At 59.1% G+C, this 11,612-nt stretch carries 10 protein-coding genes; 7 read left to right on the top strand and 3 right to left on the bottom strand.

Going from position 1 to position 11,612, the window contains the following annotated elements; translation table 11 throughout:
* Positions 1–63: 63 nt before the first annotated feature.
* On the bottom strand, positions 64–1,164 hold the full coding sequence (locus tag CLV74_RS15740; RefSeq protein ID WP_106266631.1) for an ABC transporter ATP-binding protein: 1,101 nt from the start codon (positions 1,162–1,164) through the stop codon (positions 64–66).
* A 386-nt stretch (positions 1,165–1,550) separates the two neighbouring features.
* Here CLV74_RS15740 and CLV74_RS15735 point away from each other — a divergent pair, with 386 nt between their 5' ends.
* Positions 1,551–2,846, top strand: coding sequence for a M24 family metallopeptidase (locus tag CLV74_RS15735; RefSeq protein WP_106266629.1), 1,296 nt, complete (start codon positions 1,551–1,553; stop codon positions 2,844–2,846).
* Positions 2,734–3,894 (top strand): acetylornithine deacetylase, encoded by a 1,161-nt coding sequence (gene argE, locus CLV74_RS15730; protein WP_106266627.1) that lies wholly within the window; start codon positions 2,734–2,736, stop codon positions 3,892–3,894. The genes CLV74_RS15735 and argE overlap by 113 nt, the downstream gene beginning before the upstream one ends.
* Before the next feature lie 73 nt (positions 3,895–3,967).
* Here argE and CLV74_RS15725 read toward each other — a convergent pair whose 3' ends face one another.
* Both CLV74_RS15725 and CLV74_RS15720 read right to left on the bottom strand, forming a co-directional pair.
* Positions 3,968–5,359, bottom strand: coding sequence for an aspartate aminotransferase family protein (locus tag CLV74_RS15725; protein WP_106266625.1), 1,392 nt, complete (start codon positions 5,357–5,359; stop codon positions 3,968–3,970).
* A gap of 74 nt (positions 5,360–5,433) precedes the next feature.
* Complete coding sequence (locus CLV74_RS15720; protein ID WP_106266623.1) at positions 5,434–6,093, bottom strand: GntR family transcriptional regulator; 660 nt, start codon at positions 6,091–6,093, stop codon at positions 5,434–5,436.
* 193 nt (positions 6,094–6,286) lie between these two features.
* Here CLV74_RS15720 and CLV74_RS15715 point away from each other — a divergent pair, with 193 nt between their 5' ends.
* From CLV74_RS15715 to CLV74_RS15695, 5 genes are all read left to right on the top strand, one after another.
* Positions 6,287–7,372 (top strand): polyamine ABC transporter substrate-binding protein, encoded by a 1,086-nt coding sequence (locus CLV74_RS15715; protein WP_106266621.1) that lies wholly within the window; start codon positions 6,287–6,289, stop codon positions 7,370–7,372.
* 81 nt (positions 7,373–7,453) lie between these two features.
* Positions 7,454–8,590, top strand: coding sequence for an ABC transporter ATP-binding protein (locus CLV74_RS15710; protein ID WP_106266619.1), 1,137 nt, complete (start codon positions 7,454–7,456; stop codon positions 8,588–8,590).
* A gap of 3 nt (positions 8,591–8,593) precedes the next feature.
* A complete protein-coding gene (locus CLV74_RS15705) occupies positions 8,594–9,484 on the top strand; it encodes an ABC transporter permease subunit (RefSeq protein ID WP_106266617.1) in 891 nt (296 codons plus the stop codon).
* Positions 9,481–10,296, top strand: coding sequence for an ABC transporter permease (locus CLV74_RS15700; RefSeq protein WP_106266615.1), 816 nt, complete (start codon positions 9,481–9,483; stop codon positions 10,294–10,296). The genes CLV74_RS15705 and CLV74_RS15700 overlap by 4 nt, the downstream gene beginning before the upstream one ends.
* A complete protein-coding gene (locus CLV74_RS15695) occupies positions 10,296–11,600 on the top strand; it encodes an NAD(P)/FAD-dependent oxidoreductase (RefSeq protein WP_106266612.1) in 1,305 nt (434 codons plus the stop codon). The genes CLV74_RS15700 and CLV74_RS15695 overlap by 1 nt, the downstream gene beginning before the upstream one ends.
* Positions 11,601–11,612 lie beyond the last annotated feature (12 nt).

Genomic DNA, 11,612 nt, shown 5'->3' with positions numbered 1-11,612 from the left:
TGGTTCGTGGGACGCCGCAGAGAGGTGAATCGCTGCGGTATTAGAAACAGTAACGCCTAAATCTCAGGCGTCTAGCGCCCGACAGTCATTGGCCAGCCATCCGATGTCGATCATCTCGCCCGGTTGCAGGCGGCGCTGGTCGGGGGCGTTACGTGTTTTGATGATAAAGTCGTCACGGCCAGCCACTTTCAGGCGCGTGCGGAAGATGTCACCCATGTAGATGAACTCCAGCACTTCGGCTTTCAGGGTGTGCGCATCGGGGTGCAGACGCGATTTGTCGATCTCGACGCGCTCGGGGCGGATCGAGACCAGCGTGCGTTCACCGGCTTTGCTGACGTTGACGGGCTTACAGTCGATGACTTCGCCGCTGTCCAGGCGCACAACGGCGAAACCGTCGCGGATTTCCTGAACCACGCCTTCAAGGGTGTTATTTTCACCGATGAACTGGGCGACAAAGCTGTTCTGGGGCGCTTCATACAGCTCATCCGGCGGAGCCAGCTGCTGGATGCGGCCATCGTTGAACACGGCCACGCGGTCCGACATGGTCAGCGCCTCGGTCTGGTCGTGGGTCACGTAAACGGTGGTGATCCCCAGATTGTGCGCGATGCGGGTGATTTCGAACTGCATGTGTTCGCGCAGCTGTTTGTCCAGCGCGCCAAGCGGTTCGTCCATCAGAACCAGTTCGGGTTCAAACACCAGAGCGCGTGCCAGCGCGATACGCTGCTGCTGACCGCCCGAAAGCTGAGCCGGACGACGGCCCCCAAAGGCCCCCATCTGCACCATGTCCAGCGCACGTTTCACCTTGGCCTCACGCTCGGACTTGCCAAGCTTGCGGACCTCAAGCGGGAACGCGAGGTTTTCCGCAACGGTCATGTGGGGGAAAAGCGCGTAGTTCTGGAAAACCATCCCGATGCCGCGCTTGTGGGGCGGGATGTTGTTGATGGGCTTGCCGTCCAGTTTGATTTCACCATGGGTGGCTGTCTCAAACCCTGCCAGCATCATCAGGCAGGTGGTTTTCCCGGACCCCGACGGCCCCAACATGGTCAGAAACTCACCTTTGGGCATGGTGAGGTTCAGGTCTTTTACGACCAGAGTTTCACCATCATAGCTCTTTTGCACGCGTTCGAACTCGACGAACGCATCTTTAGAAGATGTCTGCGCCAAAACTGGCTCCCTGTGTTTATTGGCAGCTTTTGGTGCTGCGCTTGTTCACCATTGACTAAACCTTGTGCAGTCGAGTCTTGCAACAGCCTCTAAGGGTCAAAATCATGGTGATGTATCAAGTCGGCTCAAACGGTCATTTTTCTGCGCTTGACCCGACCATATGGATCGCAAAAACGACCTGAACAGTCGAAGTGGGCTGCATAAATTATGACCAGCCCTGACGATTTCAAGCGATTTCCTAAGGTTTTTGCTGCACATTTGGGCAGATGAGCTGCCCTCCTTTCGGTCAAAATGGGCGCTTTGTGCTGATCTTTGTCGTTTTTAGGGCGACTCTGCCCGCCGATATTTTGCAACATCATCTGGTAAGACCCCGAGGAGGACTTGTGATGACGGCCAAGCAAATCCCTTTCACACCGGAAGAGTACAAGCGTCGCTTGCGCCTTGTTCGCACGGCCATGCAGGCCTCGGGTCTGGATGCATTATTCGTTACCGACCCCTCGAACATGGCTTGGCTGACCGCCTATGACGGTTGGTCGTTCTACGTCCATCAAGGGGTGATCGTGCGGTTGGACGGTGACCCGATCTGGTGGGGCCGCGGTCAGGATTCGAACGGCGCGGTGCGCACGGTCTGGATGTCCGATGACCACGTGCACGGCTATCGGGACAACTTCGTCCAGTCCCGCGTGCGCCATCCCATGCAAGATCTGGCCCGCATCCTGAAGGATCTGGGCTATGAAAACGGCCGTATCGGCGTTGAGATGGAGAACTACTACTACTCGGCCAAGGCACACCTGACTCTGATCGAAGAGTTGCCCGCCGCCACCATCGAAGACGCCACCGGAATCGTGAACTGGCAGCGCAGCATCAAGTCCGAAGAAGAACTGATCTTCATGCGCCGCGCCGCGAAAATCTCGGACAAGATCATCAACGGTCTGGTCGAGCGAGTCGAGGTTGGCGTCCCGAAGAACGAAATCGTGGCCGAAATCCTGCGCGATGCTGCCCTTGGGGCTGATGGCCATTGGGGCGATTATCCCGCGATTGTGCCACTGCTGCCCTCGGGTTCAGACGCTGCCGCGCCGCACCTGACGTGGGACGGCCGTCCTTTTCAGGGGGGCGAGGCGACCTTCTTTGAAATCTCCGGCTGCTACCGCCGTTATCACGCGCCCTTGTCGCGCACGATCTTCTTGGGCGAGCCTGATGACACCTTCAAACGGGCCGAGGCCGCGCTGGTCATGGGCCTTGAGGCCGGCCTTGATGCCGCCCGCGCCGGCAATCGCGCCTGCGACATCGCCAACGCCCTGGCCGTACCGCTAGAGGCCGCTGGTATCACCCGCGGCGAACGCTGTGGCTACCCTATCGGCCTTAGCTACCCGCCGGATTGGGGCGAACGCACCATCAGCTTGCGCGCCGAGGACGAAACTGTTCTGCTACCCGGTATGACCTTCCACTTCATGCCCGGCCTCTGGATGCAGGACTGGGGCCTTGAGATCACCGAATCCATCCTGATCAAACCTGAAGGCCCCGCTGAATGCTTCTGCAGCCAGCCGCGCAAACTCTTTGTGAAAACCAATGAACAAGCTATCCCGCGTCCAAGCCACATTGGCGGATCTGATCGCCTTTCCGACGATCTCGGTGGATTCGAACCTTCAGATGATGGCCTATCTGGAGGAAAGCCTCACTAAGGTCGGCGCCCGCGTCACGCTGCAACATGACGCGACCGGTAAAAAAGCCAACCTCTGGGCCAGTTTAGGACCAGAGGTCGATGGCGGTGTCATCCTGTCGGGCCACAGCGATGTGGTCCCAGTCGAGGATCAGGATTGGACGACGGATCCCTTCACTTTGGTTGAAAAAGACGGGCTGCTTTACGGGCGCGGCACCTGTGATATGAAAGGCTTTATCGCTGCCTGCATCGCGCTGGCCCCCGATTTCGCAAAGCTGGATCTCAAACGCCCGATCCATTTCGCCTTCACCTATGATGAGGAAACCGCCTGCCTCGGTGCTCAGGCACTGGTCAAAATGTTGGCGAAATCCCCTGTGAAACCCGCCATCGCCCTGATCGGAGAGCCGACAGAGATGCGGGTCATCGAAGGTCACAAGGGCTGCTGCGAATACACCACGCGCTTCACCGGCCTTGAAGGCCACGGCAGCAATCCCAACGCAGGGGTGAACGCTGTGGAATACGCCGTGCTCTATGTTTCAAAACTTCTAGAACTACGCGAAGGCCTGAAATCCCGTGCCCCCGAAGGCTCGCGCTTCGACCCCCCTTGGACCACGATCAACATTGGCGGGCTGCACGGCGGGGTGGCCCACAACGTGATCGTGGGTAAAGCCGAAGTGGACTGGGAATTCCGGCCAGTACAGGCGACGGATTACGATTACGTCACAACCGAAATCACCCGCTACGCGACGCAGGAACTCCTGCCGAAAATGCAGGCCATCCACCCCGAGGCCGCGATCCACACCGAAACCCTTGGCGAAGTGGCGGGCCTTGAGCCGATGGAGATCAACGCCGCCCGCGATCTCCTCGCAGAACTCACAGGCGCCAATAGTGCTGATGTGGTGTCATTCGGAACCGAGGCTGGCCTTTTCCAGTCCATCGGCATCGATGCTGTCGTCTGTGGCCCCGGAAGCATCGCCCAAGCCCACAAGCCGGACGAATTCGTCGCCAAAGATCAACTCGCCGCCTGTATCAAAATTCTCGAAGGCGTCGCCCATCGCCTGACGCAATAGGCGCGCGCTCTTTCATCTTGGCAAAAATACCTTCGCCGAAGGCATTGCGGGCCCTAAGGCCCGCAAAACTTTCCTATGCGGCCACAAACAGGCCTTCTGCTTTCACCTTTGCATAGGCTTCATCCAGCGATTTGCGGGCCCGCGAAATCAACAGGTCCACGTCGTCACGGGTGAACACCAGCGGCGGCGAGATGATCATCCGGTCGCCCACGTGGCGCATGATCAGGTTGTTCGCGAAACAGCGCTCGCGGCAGATGTAGCCAACGGTTCCGGCCTCGGCGGCGAACTTGGCGCGGGTCTCTTTGTTCGGGGTCAGCGCGATCGAGCCCATGTGGCCCACGATTTTCGCCTCACCCACCATCGGGTGGTCCACCAACGCTTCGAACTGCTGTTTCAGGTAGGGCGCGATTTGTTCGCGGGCGGTCTCGATGATCTTTTCTTCATCCAGAATGCGCAGGTTTTCCAAGGCCACGGCGGCGCTGACCGGGTGGCCTGCGTAGGTGTAGCCGTGGTTGAATTCGCCCGAACCGACCACTTCGGCCACCTCGTCACAGACGATCGAGCCGCCAATCGGCGCGTAGCCCGAGCTGAGGCCCTTGGCGATGGTCATGATATGCGGCTGGATGCCGACAGTCTGGCTGCCGAACCACTGGCCGGTACGACCGAAACCGCAGATCACTTCGTCCGCGATCAGAAGGATTTCGTATTTGTCGCAAATGCGCTTGATCTCGGGCCAGTAGGTTTCGGGGGGGACGATCACGCCGCCAGCGCCCTGAATGGGCTCGGCAATAAAGGCCGCAACGCGGTCTTCGCCCAGTTCCAGAATCGCTTTTTCCAGCTGTTGCGCACGCTCCAGACCGAATTCCTCGGGGGTCATGTCGCCGCCCTCGGCCCACCAGTTGGGCTGGTCGATGTGATGCACGTTCTGCACCACGCCGCCTTGGGCGTGCATCCCGCTCATGCCGCCAAGGGACATCGCCCCAAGGGTCGAGCCGTGATAGCCATTCTTGCGCGAGATGATGATGTTCTTGTCCGGCTTGCCCTTCTGCGCCCAGTAAAAGCGCACCATGCGGATGTTGGTGTCATTCGCTTCCGAACCCGAACCCGCATAGAAAACATGGTTCAGATCGCCGGGCGCCAGTTCGGCAAGACGCGCCGACAGGGCGATGACCGGAACGTGGGTCGTCTGGAAGAAGGTGTTGTAGTAGGGCAGTTCTTTCATCTGGCGGTAGGCGACCTCGGCCAGCTCGTCACGGCCATAGCCGATGTTGACGCACCACAGACCCGCCATGGCGTCCAGAATTTCATTCCCCTCAGAGTCCCACAGGCGTGTGCCCGAGGCACGGGTGATCACCCGCGCGCCCTTGGTCTTGAACCCCGCCTGAGTAGAAAAGGGGTGCATGTGGTGATCGGCGTCCAGCGCTTGTAGTTCGGCGGTCGCCATGTGGTTCGAAATCTGCGCCATTCTGTCCTCGTGTCGGAAAAGAGTCCTGTCGCGCACCAACGGCACGCGACCCTTACACGCAGAATATGATCAAATTATACGCTGTCAATCGAATCGCTTTCGCCGAGGGTCTCGGCCAGCTGCTTCATGCCCTGTTTGATGTCCGCTTCCATGGCTGTTGCGGCCCCGTCCGCGTCGCCAGCCGCCAGTGCGGTCAGTAGCAGTTTGTGATTGTCAGGCAGATTCGCGGTGCCATATCGCCCGCAGACCACACGCAAAGACGGCCCGAATCGCAGCCACAATCCGTCTGCCATTGTGGCAAGGATCGGTGCATCGGCCATGTCATAAAGCGTGTGATGGAACTGGTAGTTGCCCATCAAATACCCAGCGATATCGCCGTTGTTCATGGCCTGATCCAGCGCCGTATCGATGGCTGTCAGCTGTTTTATACGGGGCGGGGTGGCGTGCAGGCAGGCCTGTCTGGTCAGCTCTGGTTCTAGCGCAAGCCTTGCATACACAAGCTCTTCCACTGATTTTCGCGACAAACGCGGCACATACACGCGACGATTGCCTTGAAAGTCCAGCGCACCCGCGGCTGTCAGGCGTCGGATCGCCTCGCGCACAGGTGTCATGCCCGCACCCAGTTGCTCGGTTAAGCCGAGAATCGTAACCGCCTGACCGGGAGCTAGCTCTCCGAACAGGATTTTTTCACGTAACGCCTGATATGCGATCTGATGGGCCGGAACCGACGTCATTCCTGATTGTTTCCCGTTGGGTTTGTTCAATTTTTCATCGCCTCGTCGTTACATCACTCACGCTTGCGTCACACTATGCCTTAAGAGTTTACTCTGAGTGTGGAAATAATGAAACGTTGCCACATCGGGTAAAACTTGATCAAATCCTTCCTCAGAGGCGCAACAAGCGCTCATTGCCCAACGGGAGAGAACTATGACACTCAAACTTGCGACCACCACCGCAGCACTGGCCTTGGTTGCCGCTCAGGCCATGGCCGAAGAGGTCCGGGTCTATAACTGGTCCGACTATATCGACGAAGAACTGCTAACCAAGTTCGAAAGCGAGACCGGCATTGATCTGATCTACGACGTCTTCGACAGCAACGAGGTTCTGGAAACCAAAATGCTGGCAGGCGGTTCTGGCTACGATGTTGTGGTTCCCACCGGCAGCTTCCTTCAGCGCCAGATCGCGGCAGGCGCGTTCCAGAAACTGGACCAGTCCAAGCTTTCGAACGCTGGCAACATGTGGGACGCGATCAAAGAGCGTACCGCCCAGTATGACCCCGGCAACGAATATTCGATCAACTACATGTGGGGCACCACCGGCATCGGCGTAAACACCGGAAAAGTGGCCGAGGTTCTGGGTGCGGACGCCCCCATCGACAGCCTCGCGCTGATTTTCGATCCGGCGAACATGGAAAAGCTGGCCTCGTGCGGCGTTTACATGTTGGACGCACCGACCGAAGTTATCCCCGCCGTGCTGAAGTATCAGGGTCAAGACCCCGACAGCAAAGACGCGGATGTGATCGCGGGCACCGAAGAGGTGCTGATGGCCATTCGCCCCTACGTGCAGAAATTCGATTCGTCGGAATACATTAACGCCCTGGCAAACGGCGACATCTGCGTGGCCTTCGGCTGGTCGGGTGACATCCTGCAATCTCGTGACCGCGCCGCCGAGGCCGAAAACGGGGTTGAGATCGCCTACAATGCGCCGAAAGAGGGTGCGCTGATGTGGTTCGACCAGATGGCGATCCCCGTGGATGCGCCGAACCCCGATGGTGCGCACAAGTTCCTGAACTTTATCATGGACGCGCAGAACATGGCCGCGGCCTCGAACTATGTGTACTACGCGAACGGCAACAAAGCCTCGCAGGAGTTCCTGGTTGAGGACGTAATCGGTGACACCGCGATCTACCCCGATGAGGCGACCGTGGCGAACCTTTACACCTTCTCGCCCTATGATCCCAAGCTGCAGCGGACCGTGACCCGCATGTGGACCAAGGTCAAATCGGGCAACTAAGCTCCGAAGAAACTGGGCGTGCGGGATTGTGGTCCCGTGCGCCCTTCTCCTTTTTGCACTTCCGACCCTTCGAGGTTCATTATGGCCGCAAACGGCGCTTCTGTTTTTGCCCCTTGGGATGATCCCGACCAGACCCCTCTGATCCGGTTCGAAAATGTCACCAAGCGGTTTGGTGATTTCACTGCGATCGACAATCTGTCACTGGACATCTACGCCCGTGAATTCTTTGCTCTTCTGGGGCCGTCAGGGTGTGGCAAGACCACGATGATGCGGATGCTGGCCGGTTTCGAAACCCCGACCGAGGGTAAGATCTACATCGGCGGTCAGGACATGGGGCCGATTGCGCCGAACCAGCGGCCTGTGAACATGATGTTCCAAAGCTACGCGCTGTTCCCGCACCTGTCGGTCTATGAGAACATCGCCTTCGGCCTGCGCCGCGATGGCCAGCCCAAGGACAAGATCGAAGCGCGCGTCGAAGATATGCTGCGCATGGTCCGCCTGCAGAAATTCGCGAAACGCAAGCCGCACCAGATTTCCGGCGGCCAGCGCCAGCGTGTGGCCCTGGCGCGCTCCTTGGCGAAAGAGCCAAAGCTGCTGCTGCTGGACGAACCCCTTGGCGCATTGGACGCCAAGCTGCGCGAAGACACCCAGTTCGAACTGATGGACATTCAGGAAAAGACCGGCACCACCTTTGTGATCGTGACCCACGATCAGGAAGAGGCGATGACCGTTGCCAGCCGCATCGCGGTGATGGACGAAGGCCGCATCATGCAGGTGGCCACCCCTGACCGCATCTATGAATTCCCTGAAAATGCCTATGTGGCTGACTTTATCGGTGACGTGAACCTGATCGAGGGCACCGCGACCCCATCGGGCGAGGATGAAGTCACCATCACTTGGGCCGAAAACCAACAGCCCATCCGCGCCAAAACCCAGCGCAAGCTGGCGACAGGTCAAAAGGTGTTCTATGCGATCCGCCCTGAGAAGGTCGGCATCTCTAAAGAAGAGCCCACAGATGTGGTGAACAAGGCCAAGGGCCGCATTCTGGACATTGCCTATCTGGGGAACCTGTCCACCTACCACGTGCAGATGCCAACCGGCGAGATCATCAAGGCCCAAAGCGCCAACACCCGCCGTATCGCCCGCCGACCCTTCACTTGGGAAGAAGAGGTTTGGGTCAGTTGGAACGGCACCGGTGGCTCGGTGCTGGAGGACTGATCCATGCGCCGCTTCACCCTGATCGCACTACCATATCTTTGGCTGCTGGGGCTGTTTCTGGTCCCCTTCCTGATCGTTCTGAAGATTTCGCTGTCGGACCTGAACCTGTCGATCCCGCCTTATATGCCGCAGCTGGATATCAGCGCTGGCTGGTCTGGCCTGATGGAGTTCTTCAGCGAGCTGGACTTTGAGAACTTTGTCTGGCTGACCGAGGATGACCTTTACTGGAAGGCCTATCTTTCCAGTCTCAAGATCGCCGTCGTGGCGACCTTCCTGACCCTGCTGGTGGGGTATCCAGTGGCCTATGGCATGGCACGCGCTCCGTCCGAATGGCGTCCGACCCTGATGATGCTGGTGATCCTGCCGTTCTGGTCCAGCTTTCTGATCCGCGTCTATTCGTGGATGGGCATCCTGTCGAACGAGGGCTTTCTGAACCAGTTCCTGCTCTGGACCGGCATCATCTCCGAGCCGCTTCAGATCATGAACACCACCACCGCCGTCTATATCGGGATCGTGTACACCTACCTGCCTTTCATGATCCTGCCGATCTATTCGGCGCTGGAAAAGATGGACGACAGCTTGCTTGAAGCGGCCGAGGATCTTGGCTGTTCGCGCCTGAAAGCCTTCTGGCTGATCACCTTCCCCCTGTCGCGCGCAGGCATGATTGCGGGATGTTTTCTGGTCTTCATTCCCTCGATCGGGGAATTCGTGATCCCCTCGCTTCTGGGCGGGTCGGACACGCTGATGATCGGCAAGGTTCTGTGGGAAGAGTTCTTTAACAACCGCGATTGGCCCGTAGCCTCGGCTGTGGCAGTGGTGCTGCTGATGATCCTTGTGATCCCCATCATCCTGTTCCAACGCAACGAGCAAAAGCAGCGGGAGGCCGAAGGATGAGACGTTTTAGCTGGTTCAACGTCACCTCGCTGACGCTGGGGTTTGCGTTCCTTTACGTGCCGATGCTGATCCTTGTGATCTATTCTTTCAACGACAGTAAGCTGGTGACGGTTTGGGCGGGGTTCTCGACCAAATGGTACGGCGAGCTGTTCCAGAACCAAGCCTTTCTGGACGCTGCATGGGTGACCCTGCGCGTGGCGGTCATGAGTTCGACCATCGCAACCGTGCTGGGAACGATGGCGGCCTACACGATGGTCCGCGCGGGCCGGTTCTATGGCCGGACCCTGTTTTCGGGGATGATCTATGCGCCGCTGGTAATGCCAGAGGTGATCACCGGTCTGTCGCTACTGCTGCTGTTCATCGGGATTGGTCTGGATCGCGGCGTGGTCACGGTGGTTTTGGCCCATACAACCTTTGCCATGTGCTACGTCAGTGTCGTCGTCAGCTCGCGCCTTGTCAGCTTTGACAAATCGCTGGAAGAGGCGGCGCTGGATCTGGGATGTACGCCGTTTCAGGCCTTCCGCCTTGTGACCCTACCGATCATCGCGCCTGCGGTGATTTCGGGGTGGCTGTTGGCCTTTACCCTGTCGCTGGACGATCTGGTGATCGCCAGCTTTACCGCAGGGCCTTCGGCAACCACCCTGCCGATCAAGATCTTCAGTTCGGTCCGTCTGGGGGTCAGCCCCGAGATCAACGCGCTGTCGACCATCATGATCGGGATCGTGGCCAGCGGGGTGATCCTGTTCTCGCTGATCTCCAAGCGCAACATTGCCCGTGCCGAAGCGGACGCCCGCGCGGCCGAGCGGACTTGATGCAACGCATCTATGAACCGCTCGCCTATTCTGATGAAGGGCGGGCGGGGTGCTACTGGGATAGCACCGTCACACCAGTGACGGACCCGCCCTTGCAGGGTGATCTGCGGGCAGATGTGGCGGTGATCGGCGCGGGCTTTGCCGGTTTGAATGCCGCGTTAGAACTGCGCCAGTCCGGTGCCGAAGTGGTGGTTCTGGACAGTGGATATGCCGGTTGGGGGGCCTCTGGCCGCAACGGCGGGTTTTGCTGCGAAGGCGGTGCCAAGGCCAAAGTCAGCACCCTGCGCCACCAATACGGCGCCAACGTATTGGCCGATTGGGACGCGGCGCAAACTGCCTCGATCAATTATGTGGACGGGCTATTGTCGCGCTACGGTATCGATGTGGATCGCCACAGTCACGGCGAGATGCTGCTGGCCCATTCCCCTCGCGCTTTGGAGAAAATGCAGCGATCAGGGGCAACCGTCATCAACCGCGAGGCGCTTGCCGCCCAAGGCATCAAAGGCCCCGAGTTTCTAGGCGGCATACACGGCCCCCGTGGCTTTGCCCTGAACCCCCGTAAATACATTGATGGTTTGGCGCAGGCCTGCCGCGCTGCCGGTGTCCGTTTTGCCTTTGGTACGACAGTTGGCGCTTTGCAGCGGATCGGCAGCGGCTGGTATCTGACCCATAGCACAGGCAGCGTCAGCGCCGATCAGGTGCTGGTTGCCACCAATGGCTATTCCAGCGACGATCTGCCCGACTGGCTGCGCGCCCGCTACCTGCCGGTGCTGTCCAGTATCATGGTTACGCGGGCTCTGACGCCGGTTGAACTGCATGCGCAAGGCTGGCACAGCGATCTGATGTCCTACGACAGCCGCACGCTGCTGCACTATTTTCGCCTGCTGCCCGAGGGGCGCTTTCTGTTCGGGATGCGTGGTGGTCTGGCCAGCACGCCCAAGGCCGAGGCGACAACCCGCGCCCGTTTGCGTGCGAATTTCAATCGCATGTTCCCCGCGTGGGCCGCGGTTGAGGCCACGCATATGTGGTCCGGACTGGTTTGTATCATGGGCGATCTGGTGCCCTTTGCCGGGGCGGTGCCGGGGCAAAATGGCCTTTACGCCGCGCTTGGCTGGCACGGCAACGGTGTGGCGATGGGCAGCTATGCGGGCAAGATCGTGGGCCAGCAAATGGCGGGCACCACAGTCTCCGACCCTTGGCCCGAATTCATGGGCCGCCCATCACGTCGGTTCCCCTTGGGAAAACAGCGCCGGATGCTGATGCATTTGGCATATCTCGCTTACGGCTTGGGCGATCGGATGTAATCGCGCCACAGG

The organism is Donghicola tyrosinivorans (assembly GCF_003003355.1).
Taxonomy (GTDB): domain Bacteria; phylum Pseudomonadota; class Alphaproteobacteria; order Rhodobacterales; family Rhodobacteraceae; genus Donghicola; species Donghicola tyrosinivorans.
This window is presented reverse-complemented; position numbering and strand designations above follow the sequence as displayed.

Excerpts from the sequence above, each read along its gene's own strand:
- CLV74_RS15700 (WP_106266615.1), top strand. The coding sequence starts at position 9,481 with ATGAGACGTTTTAGCTGGTTCAACGTCACCTCGCTGACGCTGGGGTTT.
- CLV74_RS15695 (WP_106266612.1), top strand. The coding sequence starts at position 10,296 with ATGCAACGCATCTATGAACCGCTCGCCTATTCTGATGAAGGGCGGGCG.
- CLV74_RS15725 (WP_106266625.1), bottom strand. The coding sequence starts at position 5,359 with ATGGCGCAGATTTCGAACCACATGGCGACCGCCGAACTACAAGCGCTG.
- CLV74_RS15715 (WP_106266621.1), top strand. The coding sequence starts at position 6,287 with ATGACACTCAAACTTGCGACCACCACCGCAGCACTGGCCTTGGTTGCC.
- CLV74_RS15720 (WP_106266623.1), bottom strand. The coding sequence starts at position 6,093 with ATGACGTCGGTTCCGGCCCATCAGATCGCATATCAGGCGTTACGTGAA.
- CLV74_RS15705 (WP_106266617.1), top strand. The coding sequence starts at position 8,594 with ATGCGCCGCTTCACCCTGATCGCACTACCATATCTTTGGCTGCTGGGG.
- argE (WP_106266627.1), top strand. The coding sequence starts at position 2,734 with ATGAACAAGCTATCCCGCGTCCAAGCCACATTGGCGGATCTGATCGCC.
- CLV74_RS15735 (WP_106266629.1), top strand. The coding sequence starts at position 1,551 with ATGACGGCCAAGCAAATCCCTTTCACACCGGAAGAGTACAAGCGTCGC.
- CLV74_RS15710 (WP_106266619.1), top strand. The coding sequence starts at position 7,454 with ATGGCCGCAAACGGCGCTTCTGTTTTTGCCCCTTGGGATGATCCCGAC.